The sequence below is a fragment of the Labilibaculum sp. genome (assembly GCF_041595635.1).
GTDB lineage: Bacteria > Bacteroidota > Bacteroidia > Bacteroidales > Marinifilaceae > Labilibaculum.
The window spans coordinates 1-23,631 of record NZ_JBFHJW010000016.1; the positions used below are offsets into that span (position 1 = coordinate 1).

A 23,631-nucleotide genomic window follows, 5' to 3' on the forward strand; every position below is an offset into this window, starting at 1 on the left:
AAGCTTAAGCTGGTTAAAAAGAGTGTTCTGTTGCGATAGAATTGGTTCGATTCGGCAGTAACGTTTGGCCTTTCGAAAAAATGCAGATTTAACATTCTTGCAGCAATATAGAATTTTCTTCTGGCAAACGTTTTACTTGGTTTGACCTTAAAGGAACGACCGTACCAGATATTTCCATAATTAAAGCCCAAAATAGAGTCATTAATAATAGGATCATTATTGGTTATTTCGAAGGATCTAACAGTATGTTGAAAATTTAAACCTCCTGCTTGTTTTGTATTGTAGGTAGCAAATTCCCGATCCAAATCGATTTCGTAAAGTCCTTTTTCTGAGGTGTTCTGATAAATGAAGGTGGCATCGATAAAAGATTTTCGAATGTTGCGAATTTTATACATTCCTGTGTATCCAAATTTCTGATTTTCAGTACCATCAAATTCAAAACTATTGCTTAGCTCGTGTCCCAAACCATATAAATTACGACTGTAAATTTCAAAATCGGTAGAGATGAGAGATCCAATGTTCATATTTGCACCCCATGAAAATTGATCCTTAATCCACAACTGAAGATCAACTAAATTAGATGAGCCAAACACAGGAATTACTCTAAAATAGGCATCTTTAATGTATGACAATTCTCTGACTAATCTTTCATTATCAGACAGGGTAAAAGGGTCGAGCGAATCCCCTTGCTTAATGCGTAGTAGTTTCCGGATTGATTTTGTCCTAGAGGAATGATGAAGATTATTTCCTGTATTTTCTAACCAGCTAGTAGAAACTTGTGTGGTGTCGTAAAGTGTAGGACCGAATGGTTCTAAAATTCGAATGGTAATGTGTCGTATGGTTTTGCCGTGATATTGAAGAAAGGCAGTTTCACTACGTTCAGTTTTTATGGTATCGGTTGGATTTAATTTGTCGGGAGATACAAAAATTAAATTATATAGTTCTTTGGTGAATTTTCGTTTTTTTGCTCCCTGTTTCAACGAATTGTAAAATTTATCACCATTATTCGAATCCTTACTACCTTTATTTTCTGTAACAGTATCCAATAAAAATACAAGAGTGTCACGGTCGACAATAAAGGTACGATTTGGCAAGGAAATTTTCTTCTTAGCAGTGGTAAGTGTATCGTTTCGCACAATTTTTTGTCCATTTGCATGGAGAAAACTTCCCATCAAAAGAGTAAGAATAAAACCATATGTACCAATTTTCTTGATAAGTCCAAAATTTAGTTATAGATATGATAAGCTTCTACCAAAGATATATAATTTGAAAATTATATCTTGCCGAGGCACGAGAATCCTATTTTGTTGGTGCCATTCGTTATCCATATTTTACTTGATGGAGTTAAGCTTTTGTTCTAGTTGAGAGATGCATTCTTCAGACCATTTCCATTTTCCTTTTTTTCGTAGTTCACCAGCTAAAATTTTGCCTTTGAAGAGTTCCATGGTTTCAATAGCACTTCCGAACCCAAATCGTTTAAGTCCTAACTTAAAACTCAATTTGTTATAATTAATTGTTTCTTTTCCTCGAAAAAAAATTAAATAGAAATAAAAAATTGTGACTTTTTCGGAGGTATCACTAAAAGTAATTTTGGTTACAATTCGATTCCTTTTTAGTAGTAAAAGCAGTACATACATCAGTAATGTACTTGTTAGGTAAACAACATGTATCCCTACAAAAAACAAAAGAATGCCAAGCAAAATAGCGAGTAAAGAAACTTCCTTTTGAATTCTTTTTTGTAAAGGATATTCAGAAGGATTTAATTCAAATTTTTCCATACCTAATTTTTTGCATAGTTAGTGAAATAGCGAGTATAAATCAAGCTTTGGAGGATTATAATAGCTGTTGGTAATAAGTAATTTATTTTTATCTACTAAGTTTTTAGTAATAAAATTTGTCTACTAAAAATTTAGTACTAAGTTTGTAGTAGATTAATTGAAAAAGTAAAAGTTAGTTATGAAAGAATTGACCAAAGCAGAGGAGCAGGTAATGCAGATTGTATGGGAATTGGAAGAAGCGAGTGTGAGAGATGTTGTTGCAAAGTTTTCGGAACCAAAACCTGCATACACAACGGTTGCGACCGTTATGAATACCTTACGAAAAAAAGGTTTTACCAATAAAATCCCTGCAGGAAAATCCCACCTCTTTTCAGTAAAAATATCAAAGGAAGAATATTCTGGATACAAAGCAGGAAGTTTAGTGAAGAATTATTTTAACGGTTCTTTTTCAAGTATGGCCTCCTTTTTTGCAAGAGACAAAAAGTTAAGCATTCAGGAATTAGAGGAGATGATTGAGATTGCAAAACGTGAGATTAGTAAAGAGAAATGATATGGATGCACTGAAGGATTACTTAATACAATCATCGATTATTCTGATTTTGTTTTATCTGATTTACATTTTGATATTGCGAAATGAGCGATTTTTCCAGGAGATACGCTATTATCTGCTAGGAAGTGCATTCTTAGCTCTTATTCTTCCTTTTTTAAAGTTTTCTTATTCGCTTAAGGTGGAAGCAGAATTAGTAAATAATGAGATGGATAATTTATTTGTAAATCCAACTTGCATATCAGCGGATCCAGTTCTATCAACGGGTATTTCAATAGCAGATATTCTGCTTTTTATTTATCTGGCAGTAGCCACTGTTCTTTTAATAAGAAGTATTGTGAAAATCGTTCAATTAAAACGATTAATAAGAGCAGGTGAACATAAGGTGGTGGATAAACAAAAGGTAATTCTTTTGGCTCAGTCAATACCGGCTTTTACCTTTTTCGGATACATTGTAATGAACAGGGAGGAGTTTAACGACAAGTCTCTGAATAATATATTTGCGCATGAAAAAGTACATGCTCAGCAAAAGCATTGGATCGATCTGTTATTTGTTGAACTGTTGACCATCGTATTTTGGTTCAACCCTTTTGTATGGCTTTATCAGGTGGCGGTAAAACAAACGCATGAACTTTTGGCTGATGATGGAGTAATAGCGCGCGGCTTTAACATCGGACAATATCAGGCAATATTAATGAATCAAATAATGGGAACTGAGGTTTTGGGTTTAGCCAATAACTTTAATTATTCCATTACTAAAAAACGAATGATTATGATGTCAAAAGAAAAAAGCCCACAAATTAGGCGCTATAAATTATTAATAGTAATCCCTGTTGTATTAGCTGTTTTATTATTCAATTTGCAAATAGTAGAGGTGCAAGCTCAGCAATATAGAATTGACCAGAAGGTAAAATTGAATGAAGAGAACGTATTTGCTATTGTAGACCAAATGCCTGAGTTTCCTGGAGGTGCAGAAGCATTACAAAAATTTATTGCTGAAGCGATAAAGTATCCGAAAGTTGCTTTGGAAAAAGGGATTCGTGGCAGAGTATTCGTGACTTTTGTGGTAAATAAAGAGGGTGATGTTGTGCAGGGCCGAGTAGTTCGAGGTGTTGAAGCTTCTTTGGATGCAGAAGCAGTTCGTGCTTTAGAATCGATGCCTAGGTGGACTCCTGGTTACGAGAAGGGAGAAGCAGTAAATGTTTCCTATACTGTGCCAATTAATTTCGATTTTAAGGATGATGTGCAAATAGATGAATCAAGTTCTGATAAAAAGGGTAATAATATACAAATGGATAGTATTGCACCTAAATTTCCTGGTGGTTTTTTAGAACTACGGAAGTATTTGGCAAAAAATGTAAAATACCCTCTTGATGCACAGAAGAATGGAGTTGAAGGAAATGTTTTGGTGACATTTGTTGTCACAAAATTAGGAGCAGTTGATAGTGTTCGTGTAGTAAAAAGTGTTTCACCTTCTTTGGATGAAGAGGCAATGCGAGTTATAAAAACACAATCCAACTGGATTCCTGGAAACAATGGTGGAAAATCTGCGAACTTTACTTATACGCTTCCAATTAATTTCTTATTGCGAGATGGGTCAGGTTTAATCGTAGTCGGGAAATTTGATGAGGAAAATGAAAAATAAAATTTAGGCGTTTATTCTCCACTATTGATATCGGCTGATTTTTGAAGAATGAAACTGCCCCCAAAGAATAGTCCTTAAAATATATTTAGGGACTATTTTATTTTTAATTCTGCATGTCGAAAGCAATCTGTAGTATGATCGTTTACCATGCCAATTGCTTGCATAAAAGCGTAGCAAATGGTTGGACCCACAAATTTAAAACCTCGTTTTTTCAAATCCTTGCTCATGGCTTCCGATTCAGGAGTTGTGGCAGGAACTTCTGATAAATCCTTCCAATTGTTTTGAATGGTTTCTCCATGGGTAAAACTCCAAATGTATTTGCCGAAAGAGCCGAATTCTTCTTGAACTTTGAGAAATGCTTCTGCATTTTTTATGGCAGAATTTATTTTAAGTTTATTTCTGATTATTCCCTCGTTTTGAAGTAGTTTAGATATTTTTTCAGAACTATAGTTCACAATAACATTCGGATCGAAATGATCGAAGGCTTTGCGGTAGTTTTCGCGCTTTCGCAAAATGGTAATCCAACTTAATCCAGCTTGTGCTCCTTCTAAAATTAAAAATTCAAATAACAGCCGATCATCGCGAATGGCTTTTCCCCATTCTTTATCATGATACTCACAGTATAAAGGGTCATTTCCAGCCCATTTGCATCTTATTTTGGTCATTCTGTTTTTTTTTGCTAAAGATAAAAAAGAAGAGTTAGACTTTGGTTTTTCTTTTGCTTCAGAATTGGTAATGTGATGTCATGAAAAAAAAAAAGGATCCTTTTGGGCATCCTTTTTTTTTTGAACTACATTGGTTTATTATTTTTTTCTTTTATTTTCAACCACTTCTACTAAATTAAGATCAAAAATTAGTGCTTCATTTGGACCAATTTTTTCACCGTTTCCCTTTTCACCGTATCCTAATTCTGCGGGTAGGTATAGTCTCCATTTAGATCCTTCAGGCATTATTTGTAGTGCTTCGGTCCAACCTTTCACGACTCTATTAACTCGAAAAGATGTGGTGTCGCCTCTTTCTAGCGAACTATCAAAAACAGTTCCGTCAATTAGAGTTCCATGATACACACATTTTACACGGTCACTTTTTTCTGCAATTTTACCTGTTCCCTCAGTTAAAATTTCATATTGTAATCCCGATTCGGTTACATGAATACCTTCTTTTGTACGATTGTTTTCTAGAAATTTTTCTCCTTTAGCTAAGTTTTTTTCTCCTAATTCTTTACGGATAGCTTCTTTTTCTTCTTTCTTTTGTTTGAACATTTTCCGAAGGTAAAAATCAGCTTTTGTATTAGTAAAATATGATTTACCGTAAGCAAGTTCGTTAATAAATCCTTTGTAAAACGCCTCGGAGTTAATAGAATCGAATTGTGATGTTCTGAAATCTTTGTATTTCTTGGCTAATTGAGTTTTTGCTATTGCTTTGGCCATTTGAACCTGTTCGATAGAGTCAAACTGAAAAGGTGTTTTTTCCATCATTTTTACAAAATTGGTAGCTTCAATATAGCCTAAAGCATAGCTGATACTATCAGTGCTTGATTGAAATTCCATTTTTCCCGAACGGTCAACTTTTCTACAGGCAGAAAAGCTCAAAACAAGGGCTAATAATACAAGAATAATACGATTCTGTTTCATGAGTTTATTACGTTTTATAGGTTATTAATTATATATTTTAGGGTGATAATGTTTAGAAAAGTAGCTGTCCCTATGGAGTTGCTATTTTAGGCATTTCAACCGATGCGAATTTACAATTTTGATGCAGCTTTTGAAATAGTTAAGAACTTACTTTTACTGATCTGTAAAGCTTTTTAAGAAATTTTAACGTAAGGGTGTAAGAATTAAATGTTTATTTTTTAAGCAAAGCGTTGGATGAAAGCGAAAGTGTTTTAAATTTAGCTTTCTTCTTTTGCATGAAATAGCATAAAGGAGTTATGGCAAGCAATTCTTTAAATATGTCAATTGCTTGTCAGCACGACTGTGTGGGAACTTTTAGTAGTGAAATTTATAGTAGATAGAGAATGAAGATCAATTGTAAGAGAACAAATTCAGAGAATGAAGATTTTAAAAAGCTTGTTTCTTTTTTGGATGCAGACCTAGTAATTCGAGATGGGGATGATTTTGCATTTTATTCCCAATTTAATAAACTGGATCAAATTAAACATGTTGTTGTGGCCTATGAGTTGGGTAAGGCAGTTGCCTGTGGAGCTATAAAACTGTATCAGCCAGGGGTGATGGAAATAAAACGTATGTTCGTACTGCCTGAGTGCAGAGGAAGGCAGATTGCTTCAAAAGTTTTATTGGAATTAGAGAAATGGGCTTCTGAGTTGTCGATTGAAAAATGCATTTTAGAAACGGGAACCAATCAACCTGAAGCAATTGCCTTGTATCAAAAAAATGCTTACTTAATTATACCGAATTATGGACAGTATGAAGGTGTGGAAGCTAGCGTATGTTTTGAGAAAATGTTGAAATGAGTATGAAAGATATTTTGTTAGTTTTAAAAATCTGGTTTTAGGCCCGGATTTTAATCCAACCGCTAATTCTAGCTGCCATCTTATTTTTATGAAAAAATTCATCAAAAATGATGCTGTCAAATTCCTTTTGTAAAGGATTAGTTATGTTAGGGATATATTAATCAATTAGATGGTAATTCGCTTAAAGAATTGGCAGGAATATAAAAAGAAAAAAAGTCTGGATCCCCACCCAGACTTTTCTACTAACCACTAATTACTAACCTAAATCTAATCTATGAAAAAACTTTTACTCTTTGTTTTGTTGATACAAATATGGTGCATTGAATGGTTAAGTCCATTTAATGGATGTTAAAGGATGCTAAAAGATGAGTTTGAAATTTTTTCTGAATTGGGAAGAGTATATACAGATAGCCTTTGGTAATTACCGAAGGTTTTTTTTGCAATTATTGTTTTAACAGAGTCTAAATAGTGATGCTTTGGCTTTTTTTGGTAACGCTATAAAAATTTAAAATATGCTATCTGTTCTTACGCTAACGATTGCGTCCTTGCTGAGTTTTTATGAATACATTAATCTTTTTTTCCTAATTTTTTAAAATTCTATTGTAATGTGTTGGCATATAGCTGATAAAATAAATAGAGAAAAATTTCTTTATTTTTTTTAACTTGAATAGAAAATGCTTGTAATAGTAACTTATAAATCATTATTCTATGGATTCTCATGAACAATTAGTGCAAGATTTGGTTACGAAATATGGAGAAGGACGGGAAAATCTGCTTCCTATACTTCAAGGCGTAATTGAACAGGAACGATATCTTTCGGAAGACTTGATGCTGAAAATTGCAAAACAGATGAGTATTCCAGCTGCCGAAGTTTACGGAACGGCAAGTTTTTATACTTTTTTGGATACTGAAGCCAGAGGAAAGTATGTAATTCGGGTTTGTAAAACCATAACCTGTGCCATGAAAGGAAAAAATCAGGTGATTCAAGCTATCGAGAATTTTCTAAAAATCAAGTTGGGTGAAACCACTATTGATAAAAAGTTTACTATTCTTCAAACCAACTGTTTGGGATGGTGCCATAAAGCACCAGCCATGTTAATAAACGATGAGGTGTATACAGAATTAACTCCTGAATTAGTAGTGAAAATTTTGAATGAGTATAAAAATAGGAAGTAAAAATTGTCTTTTCAATGAGCAAATTTAACATCTTAAAGTCTTTAGCGATGACAACAACTAAAAAACAACTTCACCGAATCGATTTAATTTTTAAACATGATGATGATTGCAGAGAGATTCTTAGAAATACATTCTCCAGATCGAATCAGGAAATTGTTAATGAAATGACAAATTCGGGTCTGAAAGGTCGGGGTGGAGCTGGTTTTCCTACCGGCTTAAAATGGAAACTCACAGCAGAATCTGAAGAAGAAGTAAAATATGTGATATGTAATGCCGATGAAGGAGAGCCAGGAACATTTAAGGATCGGGAAATTTTATCAAGAGTGCCTCATAAAGTTCTTTCGGGTATGGCTGTTTGTGCGAAGGTTATAGGTGCGCAAAAAGGTTTTATTTACTTACGTGGAGAGTATAAATTTTTGGTCCCTGATTTAAAAAAAGAATTGCAAAAATTTCACGATATTCTCGATGATTTGGGCTTGGATTTTCGGGTGGATATTTTTTTGGGAAGTGGCGCTTACATCTGCGGCGAGGAGAGTGCTTTGATAGAATCAATGGAAGGTAAAAGGGGTGAACCTAGAAATAAACCGCCATTTCCAAGTGTGAAAGGTTATATGGGAAAACCTACCGTAGTTAATAATGTGGAGACGCTTGCTCACTCTTATACAATATTAAAATTTGGAGCTAAAAAATTTCGTGATCTAGGTGTAAAAGATTCGCGTGGATCAAAAGTATTTTCCGTTTCTGGAGATACGCCAATACCTGGTATTTATGAGTTGGAATTAGGAATGACAGTGCAGGATTTTGTGGATGATTTTGGTGATGGAGATACCAAGGCAGTTCAGGTAGGAGGTGCTTCTGGATTTCTTGTGCCCCGTAAACGATTTGGAAAAAGAACCATAGGTTATGAGGGGAAATTAACAGGGATTTCTTTACCTACTGGTGGATCGATGATGCTTTTTAATAGCTCCCGATCGATGTACAATGTTCTAAACAATTATCTCGAATTTTTCGAGGAAGAATCATGTGGTCAATGCACACCATGCAGAGTGGGCTGTCAGCAGCTTTTAAAAGGAATTCGTGCTGTGAAGCGCGGCGAAAAACAGGCCTCTTATCTTGATCAACTGCTTAAACTAACCGAAACCATGAAACTCACTGCAAAATGTGGTTTGGGACAATCAGTAGCAAATTCATTTTCGTCTATTGTTGAAAATTTCAGAGAAGAAATGATTTACTAAAGACGAGAACTATCAATCTTAATTTTGAACAATTTAAACTGAAGTCGATATGTCTGAAATGGCGAATTTAACAATCAACGGGATAACAGTTAGTATTGAAGACGGAAAAACAATACTGGAAGCGGCAAAAAAACTTCACATAAAAATACCGACTTTGTGTTACCATAAAGATTTGTGTGTTGCGGGTAATTGTCGGGTTTGTGTAGTGGAACAAGTGGGTAATCATAAATTGGTTGCATCTTGTGCAACTCCAGCTGCCGAAGGAATGGAGATCAATACAAACAGTTTAAAGGTTAGAAATTGTCGTAAGCATATTATTGAATTATTACTTACCGAGCATCGCGAAGAATGTACCAAATGTTATCGGAACGGACATTGCGAATTGCAGGCATTGTCTGCTGAGTATCAAATTACCAATCAGGATTTTATCGACTTGGTGCCCGATAAAAACTACACCATCGATCAATTATCTCCTGCAATTGTAAAAGATGATAGCAAGTGTATTCGTTGTCAGCGTTGTGTGCGAACATGTGCCGAAATTCAAGGTGTGGGAGCCATTGCAGTAGCTCATAAAGGTTCTGAAATGAAAATTTCCACTTTTTTAGATAGATCCTTAGATGAGGTAGTTTGTACCAATTGCGGGCAGTGTATTGTTCATTGTCCAACAGGAGCTCTTACAGAAAAGTCTTATGTCGAAAAGGTTTGGGATGCAATAGCTGATCCTGAAACTCATGTTGTGGTTCAAACGGCTCCAGCGGTTCGTGTTGGTTTGGGCGAGGAATTAGGTTTGGGGGCTGGAACTCGAGTTACAGGCAAAATGGTGGCTGCTCTTCGGCGATTGGGATTTGATTCTGTTTTAGATACTGACTTTACTGCTGATTTAACCATTATGGAGGAAGGTACTGAACTACTAAGTAGGTTAAAAAGAGCTTTGCTTGATGATGACCCTGAGGTGGCTTTGCCTATGGCAACTTCATGTTCTCCAGGTTGGGTGAAATATATAGAACACAAATATCCTGAATATTTGCCTAATCTGTCAACTTGTAAATCGCCACAACAAATGTTTGGTGCTTTGGCGAAGACTTATTATGCGAAAAGCATCCAAGTAGAACCGCAAAATGTTGTTTCAGTATCCATTATGCCTTGTACAGCCAAAAAATATGAAGCGAATCGTCCAGAAATGAAGGATAGTGGCTTTAGGGATGTTGATTTTGTGCTTACAACACGTGAATTGGCGGTAATGATTCGTCAAGCTGGAATTGAATTCGAAAAATTGAATGAGGAGAGTTTCGATTCCCTTATGGGTATAGGTTCTGGGGCCGGCGTTATTTTTGGTGCTTCGGGTGGCGTTATGGAAGCTGCATTAAGAACCGCCTACGAGATAGTTACGGGGCGTGAAATTCCTTTTGATAATTTGGAAATTATTCCTGTTCGTGGTTTGGAAGGTGTAAAAGAAGCAAGAATAAAAATAGAGGGAACCGTTAAAGAGTGGGATTTCTTAGAAGGTGTGGAACTGAAATGTGCAATAACCAATGGACTTGAGAATGCTCATCAATTAATGGAAGCCATAAAAAAAGGTGATAAGTTTTATCATTTCATTGAAATTATGGCTTGTCCGGGTGGATGTTTGGGTGGTGGAGGTCAACCATTTCCTGTTGATCATGAAGTTCGATTAGATCGCATGAAAGCAATTTATGATGAGGATAGACATCTTCCTTTCCGAAAATCTCATGAAAATCCCGAAATTATTCAGATTTATAAGGAGTTTTTGAAAGAGCCATTAAGCGATAAATCACACAAGTTATTGCATACTTCCTACGTGAAAAGAGAGCAATATTAGTTGTTTATAACTGAATTTTAGATCAAGAAAAGATCCGGTTACTACCGGATCTTTTCTTGATCTAAAATTGATTGATCACTTTTCGGATTGCAACCAGTTTAGTCAGTAAGTCTTCTATATAATCCAAATGAAGCATATTGGCACCATCCGATTTTGCGTTGGCCGGATCGGGATGTGTTTCGATGAAAATACCATCCACTCCGACAGCAATACCTGCTTTGGCAACTGTTTCGATTAATTCTGGACGTCCGCCGGTAACACCACTTGTTTGATTAGGTTGTTGTAAAGAATGCGTAATATCTAACACAACCGGGCAATTATTTTCCTGCATAACAGGAATCCCTCTGTAATCAATAATCATATCCTGATAGCCAAACAGATTTCCACGATCGGTAAGAATTACATTTTCGTTTCCTGATTCACGAACTTTGTTGACTGCAAATTTCATGGATTCGGCAGAAAGGAATTGGCCTTTTTTAATGTTCACCACTTTTCCTGTTTTTGCAGCAGCAATTAATAAATCGGTCTGGCGACACAAAAAGGCAGGAATTTGCAAAACATCAACATAAGCAGCAGCCATAGCCGCTTCTTCGGCCGAATGAATATCTGTAACTGTAGGAACGCCAAAAGTTGTACTTACCTTTTTTAGGATTTGCAAGGCTTTTTCGTCACCTATTCCTGCAAAGGAATCCAGGCGAGATCGGTTTGCCTTTCGGTACGATCCTTTAAAAATGAATGGAATTTCAAGTTGGTCGGTAATCTGAACAAGTCGCTCAGCAATTTTCATGGCAATTTCTTCGCTTTCGATGGCACAAGGACCAGCCAGAAGAAAAAAGTTGCCACTATTGGTATGTTTAATATTTGGAATGTTTTTTATCATCACATGTGAATTTATTTGCAGCAAAAGTAAGCAATTTTTGCTTTTTAAAGAGAAATTTAAAATCTGTTCTTCCACCAGTTTCTTAATCGTTCCCAAATTTTTATTTCCTGAGCATTTTGCTGTGGAATGTATAATCTTTGGTTTTTAATTTGATCGGGTAAGTATTGTTGGTCAACAAAATTACCAGGATAATCGTGTGAGTACAGATAGTCCTTTTTGTAGCCTAATTCTTTCATTAATTTTGTAGGCGCGTTTCGTAAATGAAGTGGAATAGGTAGGTTTCCAGTTTCTCTTACCAAAGCCTGAGCTTTACCAATGGCCAAGTAAGATGCATTACTTTTGGGCGATGTAGCCAGATAAATGGTCGTTTCGGACAAAATAATGCGAGATTCTGGCATTCCTACTAAGTTAACCGATTGAAAACATGCGTTCGCAAGCAGTAGAGCATTGGGATTGGCCAAGCCAATATCTTCGCTGGCTGAAATCACCAATCGGCGAGCAATAAATTTTGGCTGTTCTCCACCTTCAATCATACGAGCCAACCAGTAAACTGCAGCATCGGGATCGCTACCTCGAATCGATTTTATGAGGGCCGAAGCAATGTCGTAATGTTGTTCTCCATCTTTATCATACATCGATGGATTTTCCTGAAGTTCTTTTGTTACCATTTCATTGGTAATGATAATCTCATCACTATTTTGCGAGTTGACCACCAATTCCAGAATATTGAGAAGCTTGCGGGCATCACCACCAGAAAATTTTAATAGGGCATCATTTTCTTTGGTTTCAATTTTTTTCTCTTTAAGATAGCTGTCATTCGAAATGGCAAACTGTACCAAGGCTTCTAAATCGGCTTTTTCCTGTGCTTTTAGCACGTAAACCTGACATCGGGAAAGCAAAGGTGAGATAACCTCGAAGGACGGATTTTCGGTAGTGGCTCCAATTAAGGTAACCGTACCATTTTCTACAGCACCTAATAAAGAATCCTGTTGTGATTTACTAAATCGATGAATTTCATCGATGAACAAAATAGGATTTGGAGTGGAGAAGAATTTCTGCTTTTCAGCTTTTGCGATTACTTCTCGAACATCTTTAACGCCAGAGTTTATCGCCGATAAAGTGTAGAATGGTCTGTTCAGTTGTTTCGCAATGATTTTAGCCAGAGTTGTTTTGCCAACACCAGGAGGTCCCCATAAAATAAAGGAGGATATATTGCCCGATTCGATCATTTTTCGTAAAACGGCATTTTCTCCTACCAAATGTTTTTGGCCGATATAATGTTGCAGATCGGTGGGGCGTAAACGTTCGGCTAAGGGTTGATTTGGTGTCATGATGCGTGTAGTCTGTTTATAATGGTCCTTTTCTTCTAATCTTTGTTGCAGTATCGTTTAATTACATTGTATGCATTAATTAATCCGAGTTCTCCAGCCTTACTCAAATCTTCGTAGGCTAAATCTTTCTGATCGAGAAACAAATACACCAAACCGCGATTATAATATGCTTCCGCAAAATTTTGATCCAACTGAATCACCCAATCATAATCGGCAATTGCCTTTTTAAATTGTTTCGATTTAGCATAGGCATTTCCTCTATTATAGATAGAGAATAAAAAGGACGGATCGAGTTGTATTGCTTTTGAATAATCGGCAATGGCCTTACTATAGTCGACAATAGTTTCTTTGTTACTTTTCTTTTGCTCGGGGCGAAGGTTCAGAATCGACTGTCCTGTTTCTCCAATAGATTGGATATAATCAGTCATGGCAACCGTTGCATTGGCACGGTTGAAATAGGCAAAGCTAAAATTACTGTTCTTTTCGATGGCAAGACTGAAATCGGTAATGGCGTCGTTAAATTTATTATCTAGTAAGTGGTAAACTCCTCTTTGAAAATAAGCTTTGTCATCGTCTTTTTCAATCAATACATTGGCTTTAGCAATTTGTTCATCAACCAACTTTTTAGGGTATTTGTAGTGCTTGTTATCTATTGTAAAGGCAGGATCGTAATTGTGCTGCTGATTGTATTTCATAATCTCCTGGTCGTAATATTGAACCTTTCCAGCTCGTAAAGTATCGAGACTTAAGTGAGTAATATGAAAATTATTTTCCAGTTGTATACTAACATATTTATCCTGAACGCGTCCTTTTATAATATCTTCAGTAAAGGTTTCACGGGAATTTAAATCGATTAATCTTTGGAAGTTTTCAGTTGTATCTACAAAAGCAGACATCGCACCTTCGTTTTTCATTTTTTTATAGCGTTCAATAATAAGTTGTGCCTGATTTCTATCTGCAATTGCTTCGGTAATGTTATTAAGTTGTCGTTTTGCCGATGATCGGGCTAAGTAGGCTTTGGCAAAATCGGGGTAAATTTGAATTGCGGTTGTGTAATCTGCAATGGCTCCATAAAGATCTCCAATATCCATTTTAACAAATCCACGGTTAAAATAAATAAGCATGTTATCGGGATTCATTTCCAAAACACTATTAAAATCTTCAATGGCAGAGTTGTAGTCGCCAATTTCTGATTTTAGTAAGGCTCTATTATAGTAGCAGTATGCATTGTTCGGATCCAATTCCAAAACTTTATTATAATCATCAAGGGCTCCTTTCGGATTTTTATTTGCATAGTTGGCAATCCCCCTACTCATCAATACTCTAGTGTTTTCTGGTTCAATTTTTAAAGCTCTATCGTAATCCTTAATTGCATCAGAGTATTCCTTTTTTTTATACTTTAAGTAACCTCTGTTCCCAAACGCATCTGAAGAAAATTCATTGAGATGAATGGCTTTGCTGCAATCTTCAATTGCACCATCAATATCTCCTAGATTGTCGCGTACAATTGACCTATTTAGATAAGCACCCATAAATTCGGAATTAATCTGAATGGCCTTTGTGTAATTGGCATTTGCTTCCTTGAATCGCTTCAAAGCGGCCAGACTGTTTGCTTTGCTAAAAAAGATATCTGCATTATTGGGTTTAAATTCCAGCGATTTTTCAAAATCCAGCAAAGCTTCTTCGTATTCTTTTAAATGGTATTTGGCGATTCCTCTATATAGGTAGGCAAAAGTATAATTTGGATTTAATTCCAATGCTTTGGTGTAATCAACTATGGCGCCATTAAAATCTTCGAGGTGCGATTTGGCCAATCCGCGAAAGAAAAAAGGTTCGGGTAAGTAGGGCTTTACCCGAATAATGTCGTTGAATTTATTGATAGCCTCGGTGTAATCATCAAAATAGATTGCGCTACGGCCTTTGTCTAATATATTTTCGGTGTTTAGTTGAGCAGAAAGCTTAAAAGAGGAGAGAGAGAATATAAAAAGAACAAAAAGAAAAATTCTAGGCATTGTACAAATTGTTAAAGTGAAATTAAATTGGATGACAAATTTAAGAAATAAAATATTCCTTGTCTTAAATGAGTTCTCTATAATAATAAAAAATACCCTAAATGATTTTCTTTATTTCTTAAAAAGACTTAAATTAAGATTAGGTAGTAAACAAATGGAGGCACAGACATGAATAATATTTTGTTAAAATATATGGAAAATAGGTTTAAGACTCAATTTGTTGATTCTAAAAGGGGGGATTTTGCCCACGGACCTGTAGTTACTATTTCTCGAGAATGTGGATGTACAGCTTTAAACATTGCAAATATAATGGTAGAGAAGCTTAGTGCAAAAACAGGGAATCAGTGGACTTGTCTAACAAAAGAGATTCTAGAGCATTCAGCTCGGGAATTAAATTTAACACCAAGTAAAATTGAGTATGTCTTTAATTCGAAGGAAAAATCGACTTGGGATGAAATATTTGCAGCTTTATCAAGTAAATATTACCAAAGTGATCGTAAAATTCGAAAAACCATTGCTGATGTAGTTCGGGGGTTTGCTAAAAAAGGCAACTGCATAATTATTGGACGTGGAGGTGTTGTTCTTAGTCAGGATATTCAAAGATCTTTTCATATAAAATTGCAAGCTCCTCTTGATTGGAGAACTGAACAACTACAGAAAATTTACCAATTGAGCGAAGAGGAAATACATAAGTATTCTAGTGAAATAGATAAGAAGAGGGAATTGTTACTTAATTTTTTTAATAAAGGACCCGTGCCTGATACTTTTTTTGATGTAATTTTCAATAGTAAGAATTTATCAGAAGAAACTATTGCAGAGGCAAGTATCCATTTAATGGAAATGAAAGGTGTTCTCGGAAAGCAAATTGTAATGGGGTAACTAAATCCACATAAATTCTTGAAGCGAGATAAACAATAATAATTTACGATAGAAAATTTAGAAGTAAGAGTAGTGCTTTTTCAGGATTTCAAACTATATTTTTTATCTTGGACGTACAAATTAAAATGAATGGCATATGAAGATTCGCTTGGCTACACAAGCCGATTTACCTTCGATCAACGGTATTTATAATCAGGCGGTTCGTAAACGCTATTGTACAGCCGATTTAGATGAGATTACAATGGAGAAGCGAATCGAGTGGTTTGCAAGACATAAATCCGATAAGTACCCAGTATTTGTTGCTGTTGAAGACGATGTAGTTCTTGGTTGGATATGTTTTAGTGCCTATCGAGCAGGCCGAAAAGCTCTGCAAACAGCTGCAGAGGTGAGTTACTATATACATGAGGATCATTTGCAAAAAGGAATCGGATCTGAGCTTCTTCAGTTTGCGATTGCCGAAGCACCTAAATTGAAATTTAAAAGCCTTTTTGCCATTTTATTGGCCGCAAATTTGGCGAGCTTAAAATTGCTTGAAAAGTTCAACTTTGAACGATGGGGGGTAATGCCGCACGTAGCCGATATCGATGGAGAAGCTTGTGACCACTTGTATTATGGTAGGGCAGTATGATAAGAATTGCCTATTGCAGGTGTAGAATAGGCAACTGTTAAAGTGTTGTGTTTAGTTTTATTTATGTTTTTTTGGACATACAATTTTAAAAAGAGAACCATTTCCTTCCTGACTTGTAATCTCAAGTTTAGCCTTTAGAATTTCTAGGTAATCCAACACGGTAGGTAATCCGAGCCCAGTTGTTTTTTGACCCGATAGACCTTCCATTCGAATTGGATCTTTTTGATAGATGCTATCAATAATTTCTTGAGACATGCCAATGCCCTGATCTTTTACCTCTATATAAATTTTATCGTTTTGTTCATATGCAATAAGAGTGATACATTCTCCTTTATGACTGTATTTTATTGCATTTTGAATGAGGTTTCGAATGATGAATTTAAAGATGTTTAAATCACAGACTACCTCATTTTTTTTTACATCTTCAACCTTTATAAGTACTTCGTTAAGATTAATCCGAAAAGTCTTACTCATGTCTATTAAAACATCGTAGATATCAAATTTGCTAAAAGTTAGTTTCGGTCCATCTTTTGCCTGCTTAATGCCCCAGTAAAATAGATCTTCTAACAAGCCATTGGTTCTGGTTACCACATGAAATATATCTTTGTTGAATTCGTTTTTTTCTTGGTCGCTAATTTCGAAATCATCATTATTAATAAAGGTAGATAGGTTTAAAATCATCCCAATTGAGCCACGCAGATCGTGAGCCAATATGGAGAAAAACTTGTTTTTATTCTGAATAACTTGCTCAAGTTCTACATTGATCTCATTTAATTCTGAGGTTTTTTTAAGAACTAAATTTTGTAAATCTCTTGCTCTTTTTTGTTTTATTTTTAGCCAGATTAGTAATAAAAAGACAATTAGAAGTAAAATGCTACTAATTATGAGGCTAACTTTAAGAATTAAATTAGATACTTCTGGTTTATTGATGACAAGACTGTTTTTTGGCAATTGACTAATGGGGATGTTATATTTAATTAGTTCTCGATGATCAAAAACATAGGAACTTGGCACATGATTAAATTGTGGAGTGTCGGATGAATTGCTTTTCTGGCTTAGTTTTAAAGCTAGGTTGGCAGCTTTTACTCCCTGATCATGACCTCTTGTTATTTTTCCTCCAAATAAGCCTTTGTTCAAATAAAAATCCCAGGAGCCGAATATCGGCACTTTAGAAACCTCTTTAAGTTGAGTGATGCCATTCTGATATGAGATGAAATTTCCATTTTTATCTCGGTTAAGCACTAGTAGGTAAATGGCATAGCTATCGTCTAATTTATGAATGCGTTGTTGCAAGCTTTCTATGGTAAATTCCGAAAAGGTTTCGAAATTAAGATCTTTAAATTCTTTGCTAACAACTTCTATTTCTTTCTGAATAGCTTGCCCTGTTGCTGTGTTATCATTAACAATAAAAATATTTTTCTTTTTGGGGAATATGCTTTTTATGGCCGATATTGTCCCGTAGTGATCGGCTTCCTCTCCGTAACCAAAAAAATTAGGATACTGGCTGAGTATACTTGTATCTAAATTGTTTACTCCACAAAATATGATTGGAATATTAGGGTAAAATTCAGATCCAAATTCTCGGATAAAATCGAAAGCAGCATTGTCGCTTGTTATAATGGCTTGAAAAGGGATTTGTTTGGCTTTTACTTTGTAAATGTTTTGTAAAGCTAAAAAGTATTCTTCATTGAAATTCCTTTTTGTGTCTAGATATTCAAAAATGAGATTGATGTCAGGGTAATTTTTAAATACAGAACGAATTCCATTTGTTATGCTATCGGTCCATCCTAAGCCTTGATGATAGCTATGAAGAACCAAAATATTTTTTTCACTTTCGACTGGGGTTTTAGCTAAACTCTGGGTACTGTTTAGACCTAAAAAAGTAAGCATGAAAGAGGTAAGATAGATTTGCATTAATTTTCCCATATCTTAATGATTAAGTGAATAAATACATTTGCGACTCTATACGTACATATATATTTATAGGTTGGTTGGGATGTCTTATTTAAAATGAATTTAGTTTAAGCGGGAATTCCTTTTAAATTTAGTTCCTCAGCCACTTCTTGCATGGCCTCAATACAGCCAAGAATCAGGTCGGGAATTTCTATGTGTAACATTTGTGCTCCTCTTTCAATTACTGTACGATCAACACCAGCGGCAAAACGTTTGTTTTTCCAGTTTCGTTTTACCGATTTTACTTTTACATCTAGAACTGATTTAGAGGGGCGAATGAGTGCGGTTGTACGAATTAATCCAGTAAGTTCATCGACTGCGTATAAGGTTTTTTCGAGAAGGCTTTGTGGTTCTACATCGGTGCAGGCAAGCCAGGCGTGACTTTCTATGGCTCGGATGTAATCTTCGGGCCATTTTGCATGCTCTAAAATTTCGCGTGTTTTTTTGCAGTGTTCTTCGGGATATTGATCCCAATCCATATCATGAACCAAGCCGATAATACCCCATTTTTCCTCATCTTCCTTATGTTTTCGGGCATAGTAACGCATGCAGGCTTCAACAGCTTTGGCATGAATTAGTAAAGAAGGGTTTTTGGTGTACGTGCTAAGCATTTGATAGGCTTCGTTGCGAGTTGGAATGTGCGACATGACTTTAGATTGATAAATTATAGTTTTGATTTATTCGATAAATAGTAAATTTATGTTTTTGTAAGGAAATACAATGAATGGTTTAATCAAAAAACAAGATTGTGATAAAAATCTATCTCTAAATTTTAGCAGACTCTTTTTTAAAATGAATTTAAATAGTAAATTTAAGACTTTTAAGTCTTAAATAGAATCGCATGAGTAATCAGAATAGTACACGAAGAGTATTTCTTCAAAAATTAGGGGTGACAGTTGTGGCTGCAACAGCTGTAAATAAAGAGCTTTTCGCGGATGTCAATCTAAATCGTTTTTCCTCGAAGCAAGATCGGACTGACTTTTTGCAGCAGTACGAAAAGTGGATTAATGAGTACATTGAAGTGGTTGACAAAGAGAAGTCTTCAAAGACAGATGTGGCCAATAAGCACCGAATTATGGAATTGTCGGAGCAGGCTAGCGGTTGGAAGGAACAAATTAAAGAATATCTACAACACGATGATTTTAAGCAAAAGTATATTTCTCTTTCTACAAAATTTGCCGAAGCAATAACCCCAGAATTGGAGGCATAATCGTTTTTTTACTGTTGATATGTAACTAGAAATAATAGAGAGTGATGCCTGCATTTCTCTTTTTTTTGTGAATTTCTTTTTCGATTAAAAAAGAAGAGTATGGTGGTGTTTTGTTTTTAAAATTACCAGTTTTGAAGATGGAAAAGCCCGTGAAATGGCATTTTAATAGGGGGAATTGATTAGAAATAGAAACAAGCTAACTCGATTTTGCTAACTTTGGAATTCAATTTTATGAATCACTATGAGCAAATGTAAAGCATGGATACATGCATTTCGATTACGTACACTTCCTTTAGCCTTGTCGAATATTTTTCTAGGTAGTTTTTTAGCAGCTTCCGATGGGGGCTTTCGGTTAAAAATTTTCATTTTAGCAACCTTAACCACTCTTTTTTTACAAATTTTATCCAATTTAGCTAATGACTTAGGCGATTCTATTTCGGGCGCTGATAATGAGGAGAGGGTAGGTCCGCAACGGGCTGTTCAAAGTGGCCTCATTAGTAAAAAAGAAATGATTCGCATGGTAATTGTTTTCGTACTACTATCTCTAGCTTCGGGAATTTATTTGCTTTGGGAAGGAATGCAATTGCTTAGCTTTACTCAAGCTATTGTTATGTTAGGAATTGGAATCTTGGCCATCGGGGCAGCCATTAATTATACCGTGGGTAAAAATCCATACGGATATACTGGTTTTGGCGATTTGTTTGTTTTTCTTTTTTTTGGTCTGGTTGGTGTTCTGGGAACTTATTTTGTTCATACCGGAAGTCTGAATTGGATGTTGTTTTTGCCAGCCATAGCCATTGGATTTTTGTCGGTTGGTGTGCTGAATTTAAATAATTTGCGTGATATAGAGAACGATACCAAAACGGGTAAGCATACTTTAGTTGTGAAAATGGGATCGGCAATAGCCAAATGGTATCACTTATTTCTACTTGGAGGGACAATGGTAATAGCTTTTTTGTACTCTTATTTGAATTGGAATTCTGTATTTCAATTGTTATTTATCCTTAGTTTTCCTTTCCTGATTCGAAATATTCAAATTGTTTTTAAAAATCAAAATCCCAGAGATTTAGATCCTGAGTTGAAAAAATTGGCCTTAACAACTTTGTTATTCAGTCTGACTTTTGGTTTAGGACTTTTATTTTGATTGTCATGAAATAATATTTGAAGCTAGCTTATTATCCTTTGTTTGACACTTTTTATACAAATCCAAAATGCTAAAAGCAGATTATCAATATTATCCACTTTATTTTAAACAAGCCAGTGGTACTTCAAGAGGAGTTTTAACACAAAAGGATTCTTGGTTTCTTCGAATTTGGGACGATCAGAACCCAAATTACAAAGGCATTGGCGAATGTTCTCTTATCCCTGGTTTGAGTAGCGATGAGCGTCCAGGCTACGAGGAAAAAATCAAAGAAGTTTGTGATTGTATTGATGATTATTGGTACTACCTAGAGGAGGGACTCAAGGAATGGCCTTCAATTTATTTTGGATTGGAAACGGCATTCCTAGATTTTCAAGCAAAAGGAAGTAAAATTCTGTTTCCGTCTGATTTTACAGAGTCTAAGGCACAAATTCCGATCAATGGATTGGTGTGGATGGGCGATGTTTCTTTTATGAAGGAGCAAATTCAACAAAAAATCGAGGACGGTTTTACTTGTTTGAAATTGAAGATTGGAGCGATTGATTTTGAGGAGGAAGTAAAACTGCTACAATCTATTCGTTTTCATTTTTCCCCCGATGAGGTGGAGTTACGTGTTGATGCTAATGGTGGTTTTTTACCAACGAATGCATTGAATCGTTTACAGATTCTATCTGATTTGCAAATTCATTCTATCGAACAGCCAATAAAAGCCGGACAATGGGCGGAAATGGCCAATTTGTGTGCGCTAACACCACTTTCCATTGCCTTAGATGAGGAGTTGATTGGGATTTACGACAGCGTGGTAAAGGAAGAGCTTTTGGATTGTATTAAACCTCAATATATTATTTTAAAACCCAGTTTATTGGGTGGATTAAAAGGGAGTAAAGAATGGATTAATTTGGCTGAAGAAAGAAATATTCCTTGGTGGATTACTTCTGCTTTGGAATCGAATATCGGATTGAATGCCATTGCTCAATGGACGTATACATTAAATAATTCAATGCCCCAAGGATTAGGAACAGGACAAATTTATAGCAATAACATCCAATCTCCACTTTTTATGAACAAGGGCTTTTTGGCCTACTCTAAGCAAGGAAAGTGGGAAATGTAAGCAAATAAAAATGAAAGAACTCACCATCAACGGGAAAAGATATTCTGAGCTAGATTTAATTAAGCATTGCAGAAGTGAATTGTTCATTTGTGACTTTCAGTGGGAGAGAGATATTTACTCTTTTATTTTGGAATGGTTAAATAAAAAGGATAGTATCTCTGCTAAAACATCAGGTTCTACAGGTGAACCTAAAAGAATGCGTTTGTCGAAACAAAGCATGATCAATTCAGCTCTACTTAGTGGATCTTATTTCAAATGGAAAAAAGGAGATAATGCCTTGCTTTGTTTGTCGCCCAATTTTATTGCCGGTAAAATGATGGTGGTACGTGCTTTTGTTTGGCAACTCAATCTTATTTTAGTGGAACCCAATGGTCATCCTATGAAAATGGTGAAATCGAAGATTGATTTTGTTGCTATGATTCCATTGCAGGTAATTAATTGTCTACAAGAAGGAGTTGATTTTTCACTTATAGATCAACTATTAATTGGAGGCGGTGTTGTGGATTCTCACTTGGAGTCTCGTTTGCAAGAAATTCCTACTCTTTGTTTTTCGAGTTATGGAATGACTGAAACAGTTTCGCATGTAGCCATTAAAGTGTTGAATGGACCGGCTCGTTCGAAATACTTTCACAGCATTGGAAATGTTCATTTTGGTGTAGATGATCGAGATTGTTTGCAAATTACAGCTCCTGAAATTTTATCTGAGCAACTCAGCACCAATGATGTCGTGCGTTTAATTGATGATCAAAAATTTATTTGGCTAGGACGATACGATCATGTTGTGAATTCTGGAGGCATAAAACTTTTTCCCGAGCAAATTGAAGAAAAATTGAAACCGATAATCTCTGAGGCTTTTTTTCTAAGCGGAATAAAAGATGAGGTGTTAGGAGAAAAACTGATACTTCTCATCGAAAAAGCCAATCCATCGGAAGCGTATGTTGTTAATTTGAGAAAAAAAATGAAAGGCTTGCTCGATAAGTACGAACAAGCCAGGGAAATACTTTTTATTCCAGATTTTCAACGAACAGCCAATGGAAAGGTTCAGCGCAAAGCAACTCTATCGTTGTGTAAATTATCTAAATAGGATAGTAATTTTTTAAAATCTGAAACTCGTTTTAAATTTAATTGATTGTCTCTTTTAAATTCAAGAGCTTCTTTTGCAAAATCTTTGTAGCAAAGTGAAATTAATTGTTGAATCGATTTTACTTTTTTTATCAGTTTATCCTGATCCTGATATAAATAATAGGATGATAATTTATCTGAACCAGACTTGCTTTTCGTTGGGGAAAGGAAGTACTTGGCATAGATTCCTCTAGCATTGCTTAATTTATGAAGATAACCCATTGTGGTAACTTTTTTTACTTGATATTGTAAGTATTCATAAGCTTCACCATTGATGTTAATTTCCTTTATCTTTTCTGGTGAATTTATAATGCTGTGCTGCGAACCAATTTTGCACTCCATCACATCTGCTTTTACATTGTAACGAATTTTAAGAGAATTGAGTTCTATATCATCTACTGTTAAAAAATTGGCTGGTTTAAATTTAGCATATTTGTAATTGCTATCAGTTTCACTATTTTCTAGTAAAACGGAATATTGCAAAATCCCTTTGTTTGGATAGTTTTCCCAATTGGTTCTTTTCTGAGCTTGTGTAGTTTGTTGTAAAAAACATAAGAATATTGTACTGAGTAAAAATTTAATCATATATGCTTGAGCTTTAAATGGGCTGTAAATATAGATTAAAGAGCTACAAAATGTTCGATATTATTGTTAATAGGAGTTTGTGATT

Annotated in this window: 22 protein-coding genes; 12 read left to right on the top strand and 10 right to left on the bottom strand. The window is 35.3% G+C overall.

The window, feature by feature from the left end; all coding sequences use genetic code 11:
- A partial coding sequence (locus ABYT26_RS06655) for a hypothetical protein (RefSeq protein WP_372752139.1) occupies positions 1-1,172 on the bottom strand: 1,172 nt, incomplete at its 3' end.
- A 159-nt stretch (positions 1,173-1,331) separates the two neighbouring features.
- On the bottom strand, positions 1,332-1,778 hold the full coding sequence (locus ABYT26_RS06660; protein WP_372752141.1) for a hypothetical protein: 447 nt from the start codon (positions 1,776-1,778) through the stop codon (positions 1,332-1,334).
- Between the two features lie 178 nt (positions 1,779-1,956).
- Here ABYT26_RS06660 and ABYT26_RS06665 point away from each other — a divergent pair, with 178 nt between their 5' ends.
- Complete coding sequence (locus tag ABYT26_RS06665; protein WP_372752143.1) at positions 1,957-2,328, top strand: BlaI/MecI/CopY family transcriptional regulator; 372 nt, start codon at positions 1,957-1,959, stop codon at positions 2,326-2,328.
- Position 2,329: 1 nt separating this feature from the next.
- Entirely contained in the window at positions 2,330-3,970 is a 1,641-nt protein-coding gene (locus ABYT26_RS06670; RefSeq protein WP_372752145.1) for a TonB family protein, read from the top strand.
- A 92-nt stretch (positions 3,971-4,062) separates the two neighbouring features.
- Here ABYT26_RS06670 and ABYT26_RS06675 read toward each other — a convergent pair whose 3' ends face one another.
- Together ABYT26_RS06675 and ABYT26_RS06680 are read right to left on the bottom strand one after the other, a co-directional pair.
- Positions 4,063-4,635 carry a DNA-3-methyladenine glycosylase I gene (locus ABYT26_RS06675; RefSeq protein WP_372752147.1) on the bottom strand — a complete coding sequence of 191 codons (573 nt, stop codon included), beginning with the start codon at positions 4,633-4,635 and terminating at the stop codon, positions 4,063-4,065.
- Positions 4,636-4,773: 138 nt separating this feature from the next.
- A complete protein-coding gene (locus tag ABYT26_RS06680) occupies positions 4,774-5,604 on the bottom strand; it encodes an FKBP-type peptidyl-prolyl cis-trans isomerase (RefSeq protein ID WP_372752149.1) in 831 nt (276 codons plus the stop codon).
- A gap of 383 nt (positions 5,605-5,987) precedes the next feature.
- Here ABYT26_RS06680 and ABYT26_RS06685 point away from each other — a divergent pair, with 383 nt between their 5' ends.
- The 4 genes from ABYT26_RS06685 to ABYT26_RS06700 all read left to right on the top strand — a co-directional run bounded on the left by ABYT26_RS06685 (position 5,988) and on the right by ABYT26_RS06700 (position 10,694).
- On the top strand, positions 5,988-6,443 hold the full coding sequence (locus tag ABYT26_RS06685) for a GNAT family N-acetyltransferase (RefSeq protein ID WP_372752151.1): 456 nt from the start codon (positions 5,988-5,990) through the stop codon (positions 6,441-6,443).
- Between the two features lie 708 nt (positions 6,444-7,151).
- A complete protein-coding gene (locus ABYT26_RS06690; protein WP_372752153.1) occupies positions 7,152-7,619 on the top strand; it encodes an NAD(P)H-dependent oxidoreductase subunit E in 468 nt (155 codons plus the stop codon).
- A 14-nt stretch (positions 7,620-7,633) separates the two neighbouring features.
- Entirely contained in the window at positions 7,634-8,854 is a 1,221-nt protein-coding gene (locus ABYT26_RS06695; protein ID WP_372752155.1) for an NADH-ubiquinone oxidoreductase-F iron-sulfur binding region domain-containing protein, read from the top strand.
- Positions 8,855-8,903: 49 nt separating this feature from the next.
- Entirely contained in the window at positions 8,904-10,694 is a 1,791-nt protein-coding gene (locus tag ABYT26_RS06700; RefSeq protein ID WP_372752157.1) for an NADH-dependent [FeFe] hydrogenase, group A6, read from the top strand.
- A gap of 61 nt (positions 10,695-10,755) precedes the next feature.
- On the opposite strand, the gene kdsA is transcribed toward ABYT26_RS06700, so the two are convergent.
- The 3 genes from kdsA to ABYT26_RS06715 are packed head-to-tail and all read right to left on the bottom strand — an operon-like array spanning position 10,756 to position 14,917.
- Positions 10,756-11,574 (bottom strand): 3-deoxy-8-phosphooctulonate synthase, encoded by an 819-nt coding sequence (gene kdsA / locus ABYT26_RS06705; RefSeq protein ID WP_372752159.1) that lies wholly within the window; start codon positions 11,572-11,574, stop codon positions 10,756-10,758.
- Between the two features lie 56 nt (positions 11,575-11,630).
- Positions 11,631-12,905 carry a replication-associated recombination protein A gene (locus tag ABYT26_RS06710; protein ID WP_372752161.1) on the bottom strand — a complete coding sequence of 425 codons (1,275 nt, stop codon included), beginning with the start codon at positions 12,903-12,905 and terminating at the stop codon, positions 11,631-11,633.
- 35 nt (positions 12,906-12,940) lie between these two features.
- Positions 12,941-14,917 carry a tetratricopeptide repeat protein gene (locus ABYT26_RS06715; RefSeq protein ID WP_372752163.1) on the bottom strand — a complete coding sequence of 659 codons (1,977 nt, stop codon included), beginning with the start codon at positions 14,915-14,917 and terminating at the stop codon, positions 12,941-12,943.
- A gap of 192 nt (positions 14,918-15,109) precedes the next feature.
- Here ABYT26_RS06715 and ABYT26_RS06720 point away from each other — a divergent pair, with 192 nt between their 5' ends.
- Entirely contained in the window at positions 15,110-15,796 is a 687-nt protein-coding gene (locus ABYT26_RS06720; RefSeq protein ID WP_372752165.1) for an AAA family ATPase, read from the top strand.
- Between the two features lie 136 nt (positions 15,797-15,932).
- Positions 15,933-16,424, top strand: coding sequence for an N-acetyltransferase family protein (locus ABYT26_RS06725; protein WP_372752167.1), 492 nt, complete (start codon positions 15,933-15,935; stop codon positions 16,422-16,424).
- A gap of 57 nt (positions 16,425-16,481) precedes the next feature.
- Here ABYT26_RS06725 and ABYT26_RS06730 read toward each other — a convergent pair whose 3' ends face one another.
- Together ABYT26_RS06730 and ABYT26_RS06735 are read right to left on the bottom strand one after the other, a co-directional pair.
- The gene (locus tag ABYT26_RS06730) at positions 16,482-18,350 is read right to left on the bottom strand and encodes an ABC transporter substrate binding protein (RefSeq protein WP_372752169.1); all 1,869 of its coding nucleotides are present in this window, start codon (positions 18,348-18,350) and stop codon (positions 16,482-16,484) included.
- Positions 18,351-18,445: 95 nt separating this feature from the next.
- On the bottom strand, positions 18,446-19,024 hold the full coding sequence (locus ABYT26_RS06735) for an HD domain-containing protein (RefSeq protein WP_372752171.1): 579 nt from the start codon (positions 19,022-19,024) through the stop codon (positions 18,446-18,448).
- A gap of 194 nt (positions 19,025-19,218) precedes the next feature.
- Here ABYT26_RS06735 and ABYT26_RS06740 point away from each other — a divergent pair, with 194 nt between their 5' ends.
- From ABYT26_RS06740 to ABYT26_RS06755, 4 genes are all read left to right on the top strand, one after another.
- Positions 19,219-19,587, top strand: a complete 369-nt coding sequence (locus tag ABYT26_RS06740) for a hypothetical protein (RefSeq protein ID WP_372752173.1) — start codon at positions 19,219-19,221, stop codon at positions 19,585-19,587.
- A gap of 241 nt (positions 19,588-19,828) precedes the next feature.
- The gene (locus ABYT26_RS06745; RefSeq protein WP_372752175.1) at positions 19,829-20,731 is read left to right on the top strand and encodes a 1,4-dihydroxy-2-naphthoate polyprenyltransferase; all 903 of its coding nucleotides are present in this window, start codon (positions 19,829-19,831) and stop codon (positions 20,729-20,731) included.
- Positions 20,732-20,798: 67 nt separating this feature from the next.
- On the top strand, positions 20,799-21,839 hold the full coding sequence (locus ABYT26_RS06750; RefSeq protein WP_372752177.1) for an o-succinylbenzoate synthase: 1,041 nt from the start codon (positions 20,799-20,801) through the stop codon (positions 21,837-21,839).
- A 10-nt stretch (positions 21,840-21,849) separates the two neighbouring features.
- Entirely contained in the window at positions 21,850-22,923 is a 1,074-nt protein-coding gene (locus tag ABYT26_RS06755) for an AMP-binding protein (RefSeq protein ID WP_372752179.1), read from the top strand.
- Here the strand turns inward: ABYT26_RS06755 and ABYT26_RS06760 are convergent.
- On the bottom strand, positions 22,881-23,546 hold the full coding sequence (locus ABYT26_RS06760) for a hypothetical protein (protein WP_372752181.1): 666 nt from the start codon (positions 23,544-23,546) through the stop codon (positions 22,881-22,883). The two genes, ABYT26_RS06755 and ABYT26_RS06760, sit on opposite strands and share 43 nt — an antisense overlap.
- Positions 23,547-23,631 lie beyond the last annotated feature (85 nt).